Raw genomic sequence first — 19,473 nt, 5'->3', positions numbered from 1 at the left:
AAAAATTTAATATATTAAATTAAATGACTTTTATAAATCTTACTATACTCAGTAATACATTTAAGTTTTTATACTTAAAAATCACGTACAACAAATTTAATTATTAACAATTAAATTTATTCTATTATTTTGTATATGTTCTATAGTGCTTTACAAATATAAGAGTATTGTAGCTATGGACTTTAAAATTTTTTACAACAATTCTAATCCAATCTAAATCTTTCAATCTTAATCATTATAAGTTATAAGTTTTCATAAGTATTTATATCTTGTAAGTTTTAAACATTTACCTATAAACGCTACTTTATAGATGCCACTTTAATCTTAAGTGACCTCATACTTTCATATGAGCGTAGACTATTTCTTCATCTTCAGCATTACCTGTTAAGAGCAACCCGTTTCCACTATCAATAGCTTATAGTGTACTCTCTTTCGAGATAGTCGTTTGACCTTCCTATTTCTAGGCTTGGCGACCAAATGTCCATTGTAAAGTACTTAGGCTCTCACCATATACCATCCTTGCTATTATTTCTGGTTTTCACCACATTCATAAAAGTTTCTTTCTATCTTTTATTGTAGTTGCAAGGCTTTAGGATTTACTGGTTTTAAAGTTGTGTCCTACATAAATTTCTTTATGTACGGGGCTAAAAGTACAACTTATTTAATATACTTTTTTATTACCCCCTGTAAATAATATTATTTACTCTTTCACTGTTTTTGTTATTAAATTAATTACATAATAATTAATTTAAGCATAAAATAATTTTCAAATTGAAAATCAAAATATTTATGAATATTTTATAATATAATTATCATAAGACAGAAAAACTTAATAAGCTATGTATCTCAGTTGTACCCATGTACTCTCCTTTACTATATTTGTATCTGCAACATAAAACATACAAGTTTCTATCTAGCATATAGATATAAACCAATATCTATAATTAAAAATAGTAATACTATTGTATAATACAATCTTTATGTACATTACTATTTATTATTTCTATACAGCAATTTTAATGCCAATATTTGCATACATTTGCATAGAATAATTTTTTTATACTTTCCTTGATAAAAATTTACTTATTCCAACTGTTCTGTAATTTTTTATTAAGCAAATTTTAAATTTTATTTTTATGATATTTTTATAATTACATAAAAAAAAAGACCAAAAGTATTTTTCAAATGATCTTTTCTCAAATTTTTATTTTAATTTCTAAAATTTATAATAAATAGTAAGACTATTATAAGCATCTATTTTTATATGAAAGTTTATACTTTTATGGATGATAAGTTAATGTAATTAAAAGATTATCTAGCTGATTTTAATTTTACAATATCGCTCCAATTTTTGCTTGTAGCTAATTCTACTAAATTTAAATCTCTTCTTATTTCTGAAACATCTTCTTTTATGGAGTTTGTATCACCTTTTATATGTGCTATACTATGTTCCATATTATCATGAGTAGCTTTATTTATTTCAGAGTTATGTAATAAACTTCCTAAAATACTATTTTGTTCAATTTGTTGTTCTTTAATTGATTTTCCTTCAGATTCTAAGGCATCTACTTTAACATCTATTTCATATAGTTTTTCATTAACTACAATACTTTCTGCTTTAATTTCACTTATATCTTTACTTGCACTACTTATTTGATTTTGCATAGAGTTCATTTCTAATTTAACTTCATGTAAATTCTCTTTCACTACATTTATTTCTTTCTTCATCATACTTACTTCTTGTTTTACTTCATTCATTTCTTCTTTCATTACACTTATTTTTTGTTTTACTTCGCTCATTTCTTTCTTCATTATACTTACTTCTTGTTTTACTTCATTCATTTCTTCTTTCATTACACTTACTTCTTGTTTTACTTCATTCATTTCTTTTTTCATTACACTTACTTCTTGCTTTACTTCACTCATTTCCTTCTTCATTACACTTACTTCTTGTTTTACTTCATTCATTTCTTTTTTCATCACACTTACTTCTTGTCTTACTTCTGACATGTCATTTTTTATTATGCATATTTCTTGTTTCACTTCGCTTATTTCTTCTTTCATTACACTTATTTCTTGTTTTACTTCTGACATGTCATTTTTCATGCTAACCACATCTTTATTTATAATATGTAATAATTCTAAAATTTTATCTTCCACTTACATCACCATCCCTATTAATTATTATAACATCTTATACAAATGCTATACAATGTTAACATATATATCTAAAATAGTTGTTATAAATTTAATTATTAAAATTATTATGTATAATTACTACAAAAAATAATTAATATAGATATAAATCTAAAAATAATAATTACAAACAAAAGGATACCATTTTAATATGGTATCCTTTATCTGTATATAAATTTTTATCTTTTGAAGTTATATTTTTTATAAAACATCTTATGCATTTAATTCTGGACATGAAATCTTTCTTCCAAGTGCCTTTGGTTTACATACTGATATACAAAGACCACAATATCTACATTCATCTTCATTTAATTCCATCTTGTCATTTAATTTTCTAGCTTGATATGCACACACTCTCTCGCACATCTTACATTTAGTACACTTTTCTTCATCATAAGTAAATTCAAAACTAAGTCTTTCATTTACCTCTCCCATATGCTTATGTACTACCCCACAAGCATTTTCTATAGTTTTATATCCTAGTCTGTCAAGATTAGAATTTAGGTCATTGTGTATTTTAGCTATTACTTGAGCTCCTTTTAATATTACTACTGAACATATACCAACGAAGTCAGCACCTGCCATAATCATCTCTAAAGCATCATCTCCACTTACACATCCACCTAATCCAATTATAGGTATATTTACCTCTTTTTTTATTTCATATATTCTTTGTAGAGTTATTGGTTTAATAGTTTCTCCACTTAAATATCCAATTCCATTTCCACCTAATAAAGGTTGGCCAGTTTCTATATCTATTCTAAGTGCTGGTCCTACAGAATCACAAGCAGTTATTGCATCTGCTCCTGCTTCTTCTAATTTTTTAGCAAAAGCCCCTATTTCATCTATCATAGGAGGAAGTTTAACTATTACTGGTATATTCACTCTTTCTTTCGCATCCTTAAGCATTGGTATTAAATCTCTATAGTCATAAGATACCAGCTCTATAAAATCAGCTCCTGCATTTGCAATCTTTTCTACTAGTTCACTACTTTCTTCTATTGTATGACCTACTGAAGCTATACATACAGTTCCATCTTTTTTCATTTGTGGTATTTCAAAATCTATCCATTGCTCTGGTTCAAAATCTGTCCATTTCTCATTATTTAAAAGAGCATTAGCTGTATTTCTCACCATATGAGGTGCTGGATTTATAGCTCTTTCTTTTCTTATTGTCTTAGTAACAACTGCTCCTGCTCCTGCATCACTTAGTATCTTACATCCAGCTGCACTATATGTCAACGGACCTGAACCTATTATAAAAGGTGATTTTAATTCTTTCCCTAAAAAATTATACATTATTTACTTCCCCTTTTCATATTTATTTACATTTATTAAAACTTCCAGAATTCACAGGCAACATCTTTCATTTCTTTAACAATAGCTTTTTTATCTAAGTTAACCAATTGTTTTTCTTTTAAAATATGTTTACCATCTATGTATACATTTGATATAAATTCTTTTTTACCTTGCACTACTATCTGGTCAAATATATTATCAAGTGTTACAGGAGTTTTAAATTCATCTTCCATAACTATTATATCTGCTTTATTACCAACTGTTATTTTTCCTGATTTTTGAAGTCCCAATGCATAAGCACCATGTTCTGTTGCCATCTTAAATACTAAACTTGCGGGCATTACAGATGCATCTTCTTCGACTGATTTATGCATTAAAAATGCACCTCTCATAACTTCAAAAAAATCATTTATATATCCATCTGTGCCTAATGCTACTTTTATGCCTTTTTTAATCATTCGTGGAACTGGAGAAAAACCGCCACCTACTTCACAATTACTAAGAGGCATGTGAACTACCTTTACACCTTTCTCCTTTAATATGTCTATCTCTTCATCATCTACTTTTACACATTGAGACGCTAATACAGTCTCATCTAATATATCTAAATCATTGTAGTAATCAACTGCTTTTTTATTAAAGTGTTTTTTAGAGTAGTTTGGTTCATATATACTCTCACATAAATGAAATTGCATTGGTGCCTCTAATTTTCTTGCATCTTCTTTAGCTTTTTTGATAAATTTATCTGAACATGTGAAACTAGTATGTGTACACATTATTCCATTTATTAATTTACTGTTTTCTCTACTCCATTTTATTAAATTAGAATTTTCATCTAAACATCTTAACCCATTTTCATAACTTATTCTTTCACAACTTTCTAGAGATAAAACTGCTTTCATTCCTATTTCTTCTAGTATCTTCCCTTGCTCAATTAAAGTTCCTTTTTCTGTATTTGGAGCTTCTAATGTGTCACAAAATGCTACTACACCAGATTCTATAAGTTCTATTGCAGATGCTTTAGTTGTGGCTTTTACTTCCTTTAGCCCTATTCTATTTTCTATAAACGGCCACCAATAGTCATTTAAAAATCCTTCGAAATCAGTAAAATGTACATTTGCTGGTATTCCTCTAGAAAGCACTCCATATTGATGCATATGCCCATTGATAAAGCCTGGCATTACTATTGCATCTGATTTATTTATTATCTCTGAAATATCTTTATATTTTAATTCAACTTCTTCATTTGGCAATATATCTTTTATAATGTCATTTTCTATTACAACGGCATGATTTGTATATATTTCATCAGCAGAAGATATTAAGTATTTACTTTTTATAGCAACCATTTATTTACCTCCCTGATTTAGTTTTTTCATAGCCATATAAACCTTTTCAGAAGTTATAGGAAGTTCTCTTATATTCACACCTACTGCATTAAAAATTGCATTTGCTATTGCTGGTGCTGGCGTATGAATAACTATCTCTCCTAAAGATTTTGCTCCATATGGTCCTGTTGGGTCATAATTATCTACAAAATCTACTAATATATTTCCTATATCCTTTTTTGTTGGAACTTTATACTGTAACAAATTAGAAGTCTGAAGTTTACCATCAGAACCATGTCTAGGATCTTCATACATTGCAAGCCCTATACCTTGAGTTACTCCTCCTTCAACTTGTATTCTTGCAAGTGCAGGATTCATGACTGTACCACAATCAGTTGAACAAGCATAGTTTATCACCTTAAACTCACCTGTTGTTTTATCTAGTTCAATCTCTGCAAAACCTGCTAAAAATGGTTTTGCACTCTCTTTTATCCCATAAGATTCAGATGAGTATAAAACATCTTGATTTCCACCACCAACAGATTCTCTTCCTAATTCACTTAATAAAACAAACTTTTTTACATCCTCACTATAACAAACTCTGTCTTCATATAGCATTAAATCATCGATTGGTAGGTCTAATTTCTTCTGTGCTACTTTTAATATCTTTTGTTTTAAACTTTCAGCTGACTTTATTGTAGCATTTCCAGTTACATAAGTAGTACAAGAAGCATATGCTCCAGTATCATATGGACACATATCTGTATCTCCTGTATAAACAGAAATTCTATCAATAGATGTATTTAGTGTCTTGGCAGCAATTTGTGCAAGTATTGTATCAGAACCAGTTCCTAAATCTGAAGACCCAGAAAATAACTTATAAGTTCCATCCTCATCCATTCTCATATTTACTATTGCCATATCTATGTTAGCTATACCAGAACCATGAGTTCCAACTGACATTCCAACAGCTCTTACTTTATTATTCCCAATATCTATAACAGGATATTTTTCATCCCATCCAATTAGCTTTTTGCCTCTAATTATACATTCATCAAGTGCACAACTTCTTATTGGAAAATTCATTATTCCGCCTTCAGTTTGCTTTTTTATAATGTTTTTTAATTTTATTTCTGTTGGGTCCATATTAAGTTTATGTGCTAATTCGTCTATTGCACAATCAAGTGCAAATGTACCTTGAGTTGCTCCGTACCCTCTCAATGCTCCCCCTGGAACTAAGTTAGTATATACAGTCCTTCCATCAAACTTTATTGCAGGTACATTATTATAGGTTGGAAGCACATTATGCCCTGACTCGGAACAAACTGAAGGTCCATTGTCACCATAAGCACCTGTATTGTTTAATGCTTTCATATCTATAGCTTTTATATTTCCTTCTTTATCTGCTCCAACTTTTATGTCAAAAAACATCTGATGTCTAGTATTAGTCATTGCAAAAGTTTCTTCTCTAGTATATATAAGTTTTGCTGGTCTTTTCGTCATCCAAGTTACAAATGACGCATATATCTCTGTTACAGCTATATTTTTTCCACCAAAACCTCCACCTATCCTTGGCTTTATTACTCTCACCTTTGAAAGAGGTATTCCCAATGCTCTTGAAACCTGTCTTCTCATATGATAAGCTGATTGATTTGCAGAAGTTACTACTAGTCTACCATTAGTATCTATATATGTGTAAGCTCTATGAGTTTCCATCATACAATGTGCTTGTGATTGAGTCATATAAGATTCTTCTACTATCACATCACACTCTTTAAACTCTTTTTCTACATCACCTTTACCCATTTTTTCTCTTGATACTATATTTTTTGTAGCATCTAATCCAAAATCAAACGGACAAAACAAATCATCTTCTTCATGTATTAAAATTTTATTACCTTCTGATTCTCTTGCATCTAATATTGGTGTCATTACTTCATATTCAACTTTTATAAGTTTCATTGCTTTAATAGCTGCTCTTTCATCTTCAGCCGCTATTATAGCAACTTCATCTCCTACATATCTCACTATATCTTCAAGTATTAATTGGTCATGAGGTGATGCTTCTGGATATGATTCTCCAACCATTGAATATCTATAATTTGGTACATCCTTGTAAGTAAATATATCTACTACACCTTTTACTTTTAATGCATTTTTTATATCAATATTTTTTATTTTTGCAAAAGCATGTGGGCTTCTAAGAAGTTTAACAGTCAAAACATCCCTATGAAAAATTAAATCTTCAGTATATATTGGTTTACCAGTAACAATGGCTTCACTATCTATTTTTCTTACTTCTTTATTTACCATTAAACTCACCCCCAATACTATTATACATTCTAACAACTAATGCTTTTGCCATATCTTTTCTATACTCTTTACTTCCTCTTATGTTACTTCCAAATGAAAGTTCTTCACTTGATACCTCTCCAGCTTTGTTTGCATCATTTTCTAAGCTTAGCACTTCACTTGCTTTGTATGCAATCTTTGCTCTTCTTGGTCTAGCTCCTATTGCAATTTTATAAGAATTTCCTTCTTTTAACATTGCCCCATTTAATACCGCAAAATCACCTGTACATTTTCTTATTGAATCAAATACACCTATAGCATCTTTTTTAGGTAATATAATTTCCATTAATATATCTTTTTCAAGCTCACTTTCTAAAAAATCAGCTAAATTCATAACCCCTTTTTTATATAACTTAACCTTTGCATCTACTACTAGTAATGAAGGTATTAAATCTGAAAATCCATACTTAGCAAATACGCTAGCTCCTACTCTAGCTCCACTTCTAAATTGAACTCCTACTATATTAGAAACAGCGTTTGAAATTACTCCACTACAGTAATTTTTAATAACCTTATTTAATTCTAAAGTTCTTAAACTTGTATCTGCTCCAATTAATATACTATTCTCAGTTTCATTTATATAATCTAAACCTAGGTCTTTTAAATCTATTGCTGAACCAATATTTTTGCTACCTAGTTTTAAAAATCCGCAGCCTCCAAGTATTATGTTGTTTTTTCTTGATATTAGCAGTTCATAAGCTTCATCTAAACTTTTTGGAACTACATATTCCTTTATAGTTATCATATTCTCTCCCCATATCAATTTAATTTTCACTTAAAAAATTTAAGTGTTCAAATATTTATGTATTGCTCTTAGTTGACCTTTATATCCTGTACATCTACAAAGATTTCCATTTACATAATCTATAACTTCTTCTTCTGTTGGATTTTGAAGTTCTCTTTTCATTGCTAAAACCATCATTATAAATCCAGGAGCACAAAATCCACATTGGTCAGCGCCTTCATCCGCAAGAAAATCCCCAAATTTCTTAGCTTCATCTACTACGCCTTCAAGTGTTGTAATGTGTTGTCCCTCTACTCTAGCAGTAAGATAATTACAAGACAGCACAGCTTTGTTATTTACCATTACTGTACATAGACCACATGAGCCAGTATCACATCCTTTTTTAACACTTACATATCCATTTTCCCTTAATGTATCTGCTAAAAAATCATCTGGTCTTACATTCAATTCTTTTTCTTTATTATTTATGGTACATTTGATAATCAAATAAATCACCTCAAAACTCATATTTTTAAGCCAAAGTCTATACTATATTTAATTTATTTAAGAATAATATTGTATTTATTAATAAAGACTATTCCACTTATGGCCTTCCATTCTATTCTTTATAGTCCCTCTTACACAAAGTCTCTCAGCTGTATCTTGAGCATCTTTTAATACTTTTTCTTCATCAGTTGTTAATATTTTTGAATCTTCCATTATTATATTTCCATCCACTATAACACTCTCTATATTTTTCATGCTAGAAGAATATACTAATGTAGACACTGGATTATGCATAGGTATTGCTTTTGGTGAAAGCATTGGATTAAATATTAGTAAATCTGCTTTTTTACCAATTTCTAGTGAACCTATCTCATCTTCCATTCCAATAGCTCTTGCTCCATCTATAGTCGCTAGTTCAAGAACTTTTTCTGCTGACATTGCTAATGGGTCACATTTATTAACTTTATGTTGAAGTGCTGTTAATTTCATAAGTTCAAGCATATCTTGAGAGTTATTGCTAGCAGCTCCATCTACGCCTAAACTAACTGTTATTCCTTTTTTAAGCATTTCTGGTACTGGTGCAACTCCTGAAGATAAATACATATTACTTGCTGTGTTATGAGACACCTTCATGTCATATTTTTTAGTAAGTTCCATATCCTCTTCAGTTAAATATACACAATGTACCATAAGTACATTTGGTCCAAGTATTCCCAATTTCTTTAAAACATCTATGTCATATTGCCCATGCAATTCTTTTGCTGCTTCTCTATCAAAAGGAGTTTCTGATATATGTACTGTAAATAAAGCATCATCATATTCTTTTACTACTCTCCAAAGCATCTCAAGCATTTCTTGAGAATTTGACCATATTGCTGCTGGAGCTACTCCTATTTTGATTCTTCCATTCTCTGTATTGTGGTGTTTTTCAAACAATCTTCTTACATCTTTTTCAACCGTTTCTACATCTTGCATTATTCCAGGATGAACTCCAAATTGAGCACCTGTGTTCATACAACCTCTTCCAAGTATTCCTCTTATTCCTAATTCTTTATAAGCATCTATTATTCCATCACAAAGACCTTGTTTACTGTGAGGGTACATATAGTCAACCATTGTTGTTATACCACTTCTAAGACCTTCCACACAGCCAAGCATTGCAGCATCATAAGTGTCCTTTGGCTCTAAATAATTGGCTGCTGGAAATGTCATAGTTTCTAGCCAATCTTTAAGTACCATATCATCTCCTAATCCTTTTAATAAAGTTTGGAATAAATGATTATGTGTATTTATAAAACCTGGGAATAGGACTTTGCCCTTAGCATTTATTACCTTTTTAACATCAGTGTACTTACTTTCTATTTCTTTAGAATTCCCAATATCTGCAATCTTGTTATCTTTTACTACTAATGCCCCATCAAAAATAACTTCTCTCTCTTTGTTTACAGTTACTATTATGGCATTCTTAATAAGTATATCCATCATTCTTATTTCCCCCTGCATTATTTAGTAATTTTTCTTTTAATATATTGACCTGCTGGTTGCTCCATGATATTACAACTTTGTACTACATGCTTTCCTCTTAAAAAAACATCTTCAACTTTACATCTGACTTTAACTCCTTCATATGGAGTATAATCTACATTTTGTTTTTGATTCTTATAACTGATTATTTCTTCTTTATCTGTATTTAAAATCACTATATCTGCATCACTTCCTACAGCTATTTCACCTTTTTTAGGATACATCCCAAATATTTTAGCAGCATTTGTGGAAGTAACTTCTACAAATTTATTTACACTTATTCTATTTTCCAAAACCCCATATGTATATAAAAGAGATAATCTATGTTCAACACCTGGTGCTCCATTTGGCATTTTACTAAAATTATCAATTCCTAAATCTTTTTGACCTTTAAAATTAAATGAACAATGGTCTGTACCTACGGTCTGAATATCGCCCTCAGACAAACCTTTCCAAAGAAAATCTATATCTTCTTTTTTTCTAAGTGGAGGAGACATTACATATTTAGCTGCCTCAAATTCATCCTTATTATATAAACTATCTTCTAATAATAGATATTGCGGACATGTTTCTACTATCATATCTACATTTTTTTGTCTAGCTATCTTTATACTTTCTAGTGACTCTTTACAACTTAGGTGAACTACATATGATTTTGAGTTTGACAATTCAGTTATATCAGCAAGTCTTGAAACAGCCTCTTTCTCAACTATGTTTGGTCTTGTAAGTGGATGATATTTAGGTTCTAAATCTCCATTTTGTAAACGTTCTTCTATTAATGCATCCAATAAATCTCCATTCTCACAATGAAATTCAACTATACAACCTAGGCTTTTAGCTTCCTTTAGTACTTTGTATATTGTTCCATCATCTACTTTCATACCTTCATATGCCATATACATTTTAAAGGATACTATTCCATCTGAAATAAGCTTTTCCATGTGCGTAAATGTATCTTTATCTAAGCATGTGATTGTCATGTGAAATCCATAATCACAATAACAATTTCCACTTGCTTTTTTATGATATGTTTCTACACCTTGTATTAGATTTTCTCCTTCACTTGATTCTGCAAAGTCTAGTATAGTGGTAGTTCCTCCAGCTATAGCCGCTCTTGTTCCTGTTTTAAAATTATCAGCAGTAGTTATAGAGCCTGCATTCATATCAAAGTGAGTATGTGTATCTATACCTCCAGGAATTATAAGTCTCCCTGTAGCATCAATTACTTTATCATTATTTATTTCTAAATCATTTCCTATTTCAGTTATCTTTTCATCTTCTATTCTTAAATCACTTATATAAGTTTTATCAGAGGTAATTATAGTTCCACCTCTTAGTATTGTTCCCATATATACCTCCTAACTTTTAAGCTCTAGTAGATTCTTTTAGAATTTTAATTTTATATTGTTTACATAAATTTATGTTTGCCAAAGGTGCTAAATTTAGCACCTCTAGACTATATTTAAATAATTTATTGTGAACTAAATATTATTTTCCATATACAGATTTTAATATTCCATAGTAACCTTCTGTTCCTATAAATAATTGTTCTTGTTCTATGTACTCATCTATTGTATGAGCAAGATTTTCTTTAGAAGGACCAAATCCTATTGTTTTTATTCCAGCTTCACCTGCATAGTGACTTCCATTTGTACAGAATGAATATTGAGTTATTTCTGAATCTATTCCAGCTTCTTTTAATCCCTTATATGCTGCTTGAACAAATTCATCATCTTCATCATATAACCAACCTGGGAAGAATCTTTCACTTTCTATAGTATTTCCTGTATAACAGTCAGCTTTTTCAGATGCATAAGAAACTTTTGCATTTAATTCTGAGTCTTCTTTCATCATTTCATCTAATAATGCTTGTATTGGAGCTAATACTCCTTCTCTTGTTTCTCCAACTAATAATCTTCTATCAAAAGTAGCTTTACAATAATCTGGCACCACTGATGCACCTGGATATGGAGAAGATTTTATATCTGTTAAAACTAATATTCCATCACCTAAAACTGGATGAGTTGGAGGTACTAATTGTTGTATTCTTTGAATTACATTAGCCATTTTATAAACTGCATTTACACCTTTTTCTGGGTTAGCAGAGTGAGCTGGTTTACCAAAAGTTTCTACAACTATTTCTCCTCTACCTCTTTGACCAATCTTTAAGTTTAGTTCTGAAGATTCTCCGATTACAACATAATCAGGTTTAACAGCTTTACTTATTTCTCTAGCTGAAACTCCTTCAAATATTTCTTCATGAACAACTCCTGCTACATATAATTCACCAGCAAAGTCTTTATTAGTATCTTTAGCAAAATACGCTACAGCAGACATCATTGCAGTATACTGACCTTTCATATCAGAAGTTCCTCTACCATATATCTTTCCATCTACTATTTTTCCTTCAAAAGGAGGAACACTCCATTTACTTGCATCTGGAACTGGAACTGTATCTATATGACCATCAAATAATATTTTTTTACCTGGTCTATTTCCCTTTATGCATCCTACTATATTTCCATATCTATCTCTTGACCAGCTATCAAAGCCCAATTTTTCAAAAGATTCTTCTATTGCTTTTACAACCCCTTCTTCATTTCCAGAAGAACTAGGATTTTGGATTAGTTTTTGACATATCTCAGTTACTTCTTGTTTTCTTTGTTCGTTTAGCATTTCGTTATCCCCCTAGATTTTATAAATGTATATTTTAATTTAAGCCTTTATAATTTATATAATTTCTAAATTTTAGAACTTATAATCTTTTTAATATGTAAATGATTATTTGATAAAGATAATATTTTAATAATTATCTATATGCTTGGATACTCTCCATCCCAAACTATACTTCTGTATTTATCAGGGTCAGTATCTCCTTCTGTACTTATTAAAAGTACTCTTGAATTTTCATCTAACTTTAAATCTCTTCTTAAGTCAGCTAAATCTTCTCTTTCCATAGCTGCTATTAAAAGACCAGTTGTAACCGCTCCAGACTCTCCAGAGATTACTTTTTCATCACCATTTAAAGGATTCCCCAATGTTCTCATACCTTTAGCAGAAACCCAGTCTGGTGCTGAAACGAATGCTGCTGCATGATTTTTTAATACTTCAAATCCTATAGTATTTGGTTCTCCACAAGCAAGACCTGCCATTATAGTTGGCATATCTCCACCTACAAATCTTGGTTTTCCATCTCCTGCTTCTGCTGATTTATAGTAACAATCTGCCTCATCAGCTTCTACTACTACTGTTATTGGGCATTCATCATATATTGAAGCAACATATCCTTGAACTGCACCAGCAAGCGAACCAACTCCTGCTTGCACAAATACATGTGTTGGTCTATCTACTCCATATTCTTTTAATTGTTCTATAGCTTCTTGAGCCATAGTTCCATATCCTTGCATTATCCATGCTGGTATTTCTTCATATCCATCCCATGCTGTATCTTGAACCATTACTCCATGGTCATCAGCTTCTGCATAATCATTAGCTAATCTTACTGCGTCATCATAATTTAAGTCTGTTATACTAGCATCTGCACCTTCTCCCTTGATTTTATTTAATCTAAATTCAGAAGAACCTTTTGGCATTAATACAACAGATTTTTGACCTAATTTATTAGCTGTCCAAGCAACTCCTCTACCATGATTTCCATCTGTAGCTGTAAAGAAAGTTATTTCTCCTAATTTTTCTTTTATTTCATCTGAAGTTAATTTTTCATATCCTAACTCTGATATATCTGTATCTAATCTTTGAGCTAAGTATTTACCCATAGAGTAAGAACCACCCAAAACTTTAAATGCATTTAATCCAAATCTATAAGATTCATCCTTAACATATACTCCTGCAACACCTAATTTTTTTGCTAAACCTTCTAGGTTTGCTAATGGAGTTTCTTTATATTGAGGAAAGCTTTTATGGAAGTTTCTAACCTTAGTTATTTCTTCTTCATTTAAAAATTTGATACAATTTTCTTTATCGCCCTTTGGCAGATTGTTTACTTTCCATTTAATTTCTTTTAGCATCTAAAATACCTCCAAATTATTGTTAAATTTTTATACTCTATATATTAGCAATTAACATGCCAACACTTAATATATATCAAATATTTTTCTGTGGCTATTTAGCATAGAATTTGCAATACTTTCAACTTTTTTTACTTTTATCTATTAGGTTATCTAATGTATATAGAATTTGATAATAAAAAAACCTTTTTCATCTTCTCACTTTTTAATTCTCATTTTTAAAATTTAAAAATTAATACTTAAAACGTATTCCTTATGTATTTTTTGACATATAAATCTATAAAATATTTAATAAAATACATAAAATAGTGATGTAATATTTTATTACATCACTATTTTTTATTGAGCGAATAGTAAAAATTCAACTCGTATGTATATAAGTTTGTAACTGTATCAACTTAGTTTTCAGTTATGGAATTTTGTGATAAAGTGAAACAAACAATACTACTTTTGGCATTCACATAAATAATTGCAGATTTGTAATTATCATCTGTCAGATTAAAGTAAAATGCTATATTTCCTTTTCCCTTAGAGTGTCAACTTTATATCTCACATGTCCATATGTCTTTATTTTTTTTGAAGAAGTAATTGCTTTTTAATGGTCTCTAAGAGGTGATTTTTCATCTTTTTTAACATCTAATTCTTCTTTTACAAGATTCCATTTTTCAAGACCAAACTTAGAAACCATAACTGCTTCTGCAGCACCTTTTCCAAGTCTTTTTACTGTGTCCATACCTGTTTCGTCTTCTTGAGCCCCTTTTGCTTTTCCATCTTTACTCCATATTGTACCGCCTATGTAGCATCCTCCTAATCCTCCAGATACTAACATTTCATGCATTAAGAAGAAATTTATTATAGGAAGTTTTGTTAATTCTTGACCACCATATCTAGTTCCACCAGTAGTTATAGCTGCTCCAACTTTATTTTGAAGTTTTCCTGGATGAACTAAATACATAGGACGAAGTCTATTAAATACTGCTGTAAGTTGAGCAGTTATATTCATATCATACACTGGAGAACCCACTATGATTCCATCTGCTTCTAATATTTTTTGCTCTAATTCTTGTATGTCATCTTTTATGATACACATAGTCTCTTTTCTTATACATGCATCACAATGCACACAAGGACTTATTTTTTTCCCTCTAACTGACCAATACTCAGTCTCTATACCAGGTATAGTTTCAGCTTCTTTCAAAGCTTCTAATACTGCATATTCTGTTGCTCCTTTACGTGGACTTCCACAAATACCTAATATCTTTGCCATAACAATATCTCCTCATCAAATAAATCTATTTTTATTACTTTCTATAACTTTAATAAAGTTTCATTTTAAGTTTAAGTATTATTATTTTAATTTTATTGGCAATGAATGTATCTCTACATTAGTTGCATCATATACTGCATTTGCTACAGCAGGTGCAACTGGTACAACTGCACATTCACCAATACTCTTGCCACCAAAAGGTCCAGCTTTTTCATAACTATTTACAAATGCAACTTGACACTTTGGCATATCGACAGTTCTAAATAATTTATAATTTTTAAAATCAGTAGCTTTAGGTCTTCCTTGCTCATCAAAGGCTAGCTCTTCACTTAACGCATAACCTAACCCCATATGAATTCCGCCTTCTAATTGACCTTCTAAATTTAGAGGATTTATAACTCTACCAACATCATGTACAGCTACAAAATCAACTACTTTTACATCTTTAGTTTCTTTATCTACTAAAACTTCAGCAAAATGTACACCATAAGAAGTAATACCTGCTGGAGAAGAGTAATCTTCAACAACTGTCAATTCTCTCAAAGACTTACTTTGACTATATACTGCAACATCAGATAATGATGCTTTAATATTTTCATCAAGTTTACTGATTACATATCCATTGTCTAGATATAGCTCTTCTTTTGAAATTTCGAGTAACTTTTCTGCTTCTTCCAGTATTAAAGTCTTTAATTTTTCTGCTGTCTTTTTAGCTCCTCCACCTTCTACAAATACACCTCTACTTGCATAATCTCCAAGATTAAATGTACATGCATCAGTATCAGTTTCAAAAGTATCAACTTTATCAGGAGTTATTCCCAAAACTTCAGCTACCATCATTGTTTGCATAGTTACAACACCATTACCCATATCATGTGCTCCCGTAAGTAGTGTTAGTGTACCATCTTCGTTTAATTTAAGAGTCAATGTGACAACATCTCTATGTGCACCAAAAACTCCATTACCATGTGCACCTATTGCCATACCTATACCTCTTAAATAATTTCCTTCTTCTTTTGGAAGAGCTTTCTTCTCATCCCATTTAAACATTTTTTTACCTTGTTCAATACAATCAAGAACTCTAGGATTGCCAAGAGAACCGTGGAAGATTATATCAACATCATCTGGCTCTACAGCATTCTTATTTTGAAAATCTACTAAATCCATACCTATTTTCTTAGCTATTTTTGCAAATTGAGCTTGTTGAGCCATAAATATTTGAGGTGAACCATAACCTCTCATGGCACCTGCTATTGGTGTATTTGTATATACTGGTATTCCAGTAAATTTTATATTTGGTATTTTATAGACTTTAAACACTTTATGGCTAAGTGCTCCTATAACATTTAAAGCACTTGATGCATATGCACCTGTATTTGTGTATATTTTTATCTCCTGTGCTATTACTTCTCCATCTTTATTTACACCAGTTTTTAGTTTTACAAAAGACCCATGACGAGTTCTTGTTGATATCATAGACTCTTTTCTTGTAAGAACCATTTTGACTGGTCTTCTCGTCATTTTTGACAATGCTGCTGCTACTGGCTCAATTGTCATTTCTAATTTCCCACCAAATGAACCTCCAATAGCAGGTCTTATAACTCTTATCTTATTTAATGACATCCCAAAAATTTGAGATAATATTATTCTAAAACCAAATGTATTTTGGCAAGGTGTATGTACAATCAATTTATCATTATAATCATAATGTGCAATTACGCTGTGAGTTTCTATTGCACTATGATGTATAGCAGGAGTAGAGTATTCGTCTTCAAAGATGTAGTCACATTCTTTAAAACCTTTTTCTACATCTCCACCATTTATATTATTTTGAGAAACCATGTTTGAATCTCCGTGTATACATATAGCATCTTCTTTTATTGCATCTTGTATAGTAAATATAGCTGGTAATTCTTCATATTCTACTTTTATAAGTTTTACAGCTTTTTCTGCTATTTCTGGTGTTTCTGCTGCAACTGCTGCTACACGATCACCTACAAATCTAACTGTATCTGAAAAAATAACTTCATTTTCAGGTATATTATGTTCATAAAATCGTAAAGAACCATTATATTTTCTCTGTGATGTATTGAGATGTGTAGCTATGGCTCTAACTCCAACGATTTTCTCGGCTTCACTTGTATCTATACTTTTTATTTTTGCATGTGCTACTGGGCTTAAAAGCATTTTAGCATGAAGTGCATTTTGCGGTTTCATGTCTGCTACATACTTCATTTGACCAGTAACTTTTAAAGCTGCATCTTTTAGAGGGTATGATTTTCCTATGACTTTTTCCATAACTATCTACCTCCTAATCTAGCTGCAGATAATTTTACAGCTTCTATAATTTTTATATATCCTGTGCATCTGCAGAGATTTTCTTTAAAAGCCTCTCTAATCTCATCTTCACTAGGAGATGAATTTCTATTTAAAAGAGCTTGTGTAGTTATAATCATGCCAGGAGTGCAATATCCACATTGTACAGCTCCAACTTCTATAAAAGCTTCTTGTATTGGATGAAGATTTTCTCCATTAGCAAAACTTTCTATAGTGTATATAACTTTATCTTCACAGTTCCTTGCAAGAAGTTTACAAGATTTTATATCTACTCCATCTATCAAAACTTTACATGCTCCACAACTGCCACTATTACAACCTTGTTTCGCTCCAGTTAGATTTAATTTTTCACGAAGTACATGCAAAAGAGTTTCATTCTTTTCAACTTCTACTTCATACATGTAATCATTAATATTTAATTTTATTTTTTCCATTTTCTCCTCCTACAGATAAACTAATGTTGTAATAGAATATTATTACAAGTTTGTTTTTATACTAGTATAAGCTATTCCACTTATGCCCTTCCATTCTATTAGTTACATTAGCTCTCTTACATAATTCTTCTGCTGCATGTTGAGCATTCAATAAGACTTGTTCTTCACTTTCAATTGTAGTAACTCTACCATTTTCAAGTATTATATTTCCATCAACTAAGACACTTTCTACATTGTGCATACTAGCTGAGTATACCAAAGTTGATACAGGATTGTGAAGAGGTATTGATTTTGGAGAAAGCATTGAGTTAAATATTACTAAATCAGCTTTTTTTCCAACCTCTAAAGAACCTATTTCATCTTCCATTCTAAGAGTTCTTGCTCCCTCAATTGTAGCCATTTCAAGGACTTTTTCTGCAGAAATTGCAAGAGGGTCACAATTGTTTACCTTATGTTGTAAAGCTGTTAATTTCATAAGTTCTACCATATCTTGTGCATTGTTACTTGCTGCACCATCAAGACCTAAGCTTACATTTATACCCTTCTTTAACATTTCTGGAACAGGTGCAACACCAGAAGCAAGATACATATTACTTGCAACATTATGAGAAACTTTTATATCATACTTTTTAAGCATTTCCATGTCCTCATCAGTTATACATACACAATGCACTGCTACAACCTCTGGACCTACTATTCCCCATTTTTCAAGTAATTTTATATCTATTTCCCCATGTATATCTTTTGTTGCTGTTCTTGCAAATTCAGTTTCAGAAATATGAACTGTGAAGTATGAATCATACTCTTTGACTATATTCCAAAGCATTTTACCCATTTCTTCAGATATAGCCCACATTGAAGAAGGTGCTACACAAATTTTTATTCTTCCATTTTCTGAATTATGATATTTTTCAAATACTCTTCTCAAATCCTTTTCAACCGTTTCCACGTCTTCTATAAGCTCTTTATGAATACCTAAATCTATACAGCCCCTACCAACTACTCCTCTTATACCTAAATCTTTATATGCTTTTACTATTCCATCTGTAAGTCCTGGTCTATTATGTGTATGCATATAATCAACCATTGTAGTTATACCACTTTTTAAACCTTCCATACATCCAAGCATTGCAGCATCATAGGTATCTTGTTCTGTCAAGAACTTTGCTGATGGAAACATCATTGTGTTTAACCATTCATGAAGTGCCATGTCGTCTCCTAGACCTTTTAATAATACTTGGAATAGATGATTATGAGTGTTTATAAATCCAGGGAATATCACTTTTCCTTTAGCATCTATAACCTTTTTAACATCAGTATACTTCACCTCAACATCATCTGTATTTCCTATATCTAAGATTCTGTCACCTTGAATAGCTATTGCTCCATCAAATATAACTTCTCTATTTTTATTAACTGTAACAACTATTGCATTTTTTATTAGTATATCAATCATCTTAAATCCCCCTTTTAATAC

The 19,473-nt window shown here is 30.7% G+C and carries 14 protein-coding genes; all 14 read right to left on the bottom strand.

What is annotated here, in order from left to right; translation table 11 throughout:
* Nucleotides 1-1,311: 1,311 nt before the first annotated feature.
* On the bottom strand, nt 1,312-2,160 hold the full coding sequence (locus tag IC173_RS06155; RefSeq protein WP_227823989.1) for a hypothetical protein: 849 nt from the start codon (nt 2,158-2,160) through the stop codon (nt 1,312-1,314).
* 249 nt (nt 2,161-2,409) lie between these two features.
* Entirely contained in the window at nt 2,410-3,495 is a 1,086-nt protein-coding gene (locus IC173_RS06150; protein ID WP_227823990.1) for a dihydroorotate dehydrogenase, read from the bottom strand.
* Between the two features lie 35 nt (nt 3,496-3,530).
* Nucleotides 3,531-4,844 carry an amidohydrolase family protein gene (locus tag IC173_RS06145; protein ID WP_227855301.1) on the bottom strand — a complete coding sequence of 438 codons (1,314 nt, stop codon included), beginning with the start codon at nt 4,842-4,844 and terminating at the stop codon, nt 3,531-3,533.
* A complete protein-coding gene (locus IC173_RS06140) occupies nt 4,845-7,136 on the bottom strand; it encodes a molybdopterin cofactor-binding domain-containing protein (RefSeq protein WP_227855300.1) in 2,292 nt (763 codons plus the stop codon).
* Nucleotides 7,126-7,920, bottom strand: coding sequence for an FAD binding domain-containing protein (locus IC173_RS06135; RefSeq protein ID WP_227434965.1), 795 nt, complete (start codon nt 7,918-7,920; stop codon nt 7,126-7,128). The genes IC173_RS06140 and IC173_RS06135 overlap by 11 nt, the downstream gene beginning before the upstream one ends.
* Nucleotides 7,921-7,959: 39 nt before the next feature.
* Nucleotides 7,960-8,406, bottom strand: a complete 447-nt coding sequence (locus IC173_RS06130) for a (2Fe-2S)-binding protein (protein WP_227434963.1) — start codon at nt 8,404-8,406, stop codon at nt 7,960-7,962.
* 78 nt (nt 8,407-8,484) lie between these two features.
* Complete coding sequence (locus IC173_RS06125; RefSeq protein ID WP_227434961.1) at nt 8,485-9,891, bottom strand: amidohydrolase family protein; 1,407 nt, start codon at nt 9,889-9,891, stop codon at nt 8,485-8,487.
* A 17-nt stretch (nt 9,892-9,908) separates the two neighbouring features.
* Nucleotides 9,909-11,279: a dihydropyrimidinase gene (gene hydA / locus IC173_RS06120; protein WP_227855299.1), complete on the bottom strand. Its 1,371-nt coding sequence runs from the start codon at nt 11,277-11,279 to the stop codon at nt 9,909-9,911.
* A gap of 139 nt (nt 11,280-11,418) precedes the next feature.
* Nucleotides 11,419-12,606: a YgeY family selenium metabolism-linked hydrolase gene (locus tag IC173_RS06115; protein WP_227482575.1), complete on the bottom strand. Its 1,188-nt coding sequence runs from the start codon at nt 12,604-12,606 to the stop codon at nt 11,419-11,421.
* 137 nt (nt 12,607-12,743) lie between these two features.
* Nucleotides 12,744-13,958, bottom strand: coding sequence for a diaminopropionate ammonia-lyase (dpaL, locus tag IC173_RS06110; protein WP_227434734.1), 1,215 nt, complete (start codon nt 13,956-13,958; stop codon nt 12,744-12,746).
* A 595-nt stretch (nt 13,959-14,553) separates the two neighbouring features.
* On the bottom strand, nt 14,554-15,225 hold the full coding sequence (locus IC173_RS06105) for a flavodoxin family protein (protein WP_227434735.1): 672 nt from the start codon (nt 15,223-15,225) through the stop codon (nt 14,554-14,556).
* A gap of 81 nt (nt 15,226-15,306) precedes the next feature.
* Nucleotides 15,307-17,523: a xanthine dehydrogenase family protein molybdopterin-binding subunit gene (locus tag IC173_RS06100; protein WP_227434736.1), complete on the bottom strand. Its 2,217-nt coding sequence runs from the start codon at nt 17,521-17,523 to the stop codon at nt 15,307-15,309.
* Nucleotides 17,524-17,525: 2 nt separating this feature from the next.
* Complete coding sequence (locus tag IC173_RS06095; protein ID WP_227434737.1) at nt 17,526-17,996, bottom strand: (2Fe-2S)-binding protein; 471 nt, start codon at nt 17,994-17,996, stop codon at nt 17,526-17,528.
* 61 nt (nt 17,997-18,057) lie between these two features.
* Nucleotides 18,058-19,452 (bottom strand): amidohydrolase family protein, encoded by a 1,395-nt coding sequence (locus IC173_RS06090; protein WP_227434738.1) that lies wholly within the window; start codon nt 19,450-19,452, stop codon nt 18,058-18,060.
* Nucleotides 19,453-19,473 lie beyond the last annotated feature (21 nt).

This window comes from Clostridioides sp. ES-S-0048-02 (assembly GCF_020658495.1).
In the GTDB taxonomy this organism is placed as follows: Bacteria; Bacillota; Clostridia; order Peptostreptococcales; family Peptostreptococcaceae; genus Clostridioides.
Note: the sequence above shows the minus strand (reverse complement) of the source record. Positions and strands in the feature narration are given on the sequence as shown.

What these genes read in the sequence shown, in the direction of transcription:
- IC173_RS06095 (WP_227434737.1), bottom strand. Translation starts at nt 17,996, where the DNA reads ATGGAAAAAATAAAATTAAATATTAATGATTACATGTATGAAGTAGAA.
- IC173_RS06145 (WP_227855301.1), bottom strand. Translation starts at nt 4,844, where the DNA reads ATGGTTGCTATAAAAAGTAAATACTTAATATCTTCTGCTGATGAAATA.
- dpaL (WP_227434734.1), bottom strand. Translation starts at nt 13,958, where the DNA reads ATGCTAAAAGAAATTAAATGGAAAGTAAACAATCTGCCAAAGGGCGAT.
- IC173_RS06135 (WP_227434965.1), bottom strand. Translation starts at nt 7,920, where the DNA reads ATGATAACTATAAAGGAATATGTAGTTCCAAAAAGTTTAGATGAAGCT.
- IC173_RS06125 (WP_227434961.1), bottom strand. Translation starts at nt 9,891, where the DNA reads ATGATGGATATACTTATTAAGAATGCCATAATAGTAACTGTAAACAAA.
- IC173_RS06105 (WP_227434735.1), bottom strand. Translation starts at nt 15,225, where the DNA reads ATGGCAAAGATATTAGGTATTTGTGGAAGTCCACGTAAAGGAGCAACA.
- IC173_RS06140 (WP_227855300.1), bottom strand. Translation starts at nt 7,136, where the DNA reads ATGGTAAATAAAGAAGTAAGAAAAATAGATAGTGAAGCCATTGTTACT.
- IC173_RS06115 (WP_227482575.1), bottom strand. Translation starts at nt 12,606, where the DNA reads ATGCTAAACGAACAAAGAAAACAAGAAGTAACTGAGATATGTCAAAAA.
- IC173_RS06150 (WP_227823990.1), bottom strand. Translation starts at nt 3,495, where the DNA reads ATGTATAATTTTTTAGGGAAAGAATTAAAATCACCTTTTATAATAGGT.
- IC173_RS06090 (WP_227434738.1), bottom strand. Translation starts at nt 19,452, where the DNA reads ATGATTGATATACTAATAAAAAATGCAATAGTTGTTACAGTTAATAAA.
- hydA (WP_227855299.1), bottom strand. Translation starts at nt 11,279, where the DNA reads ATGGGAACAATACTAAGAGGTGGAACTATAATTACCTCTGATAAAACT.
- IC173_RS06100 (WP_227434736.1), bottom strand. Translation starts at nt 17,523, where the DNA reads ATGGAAAAAGTCATAGGAAAATCATACCCTCTAAAAGATGCAGCTTTA.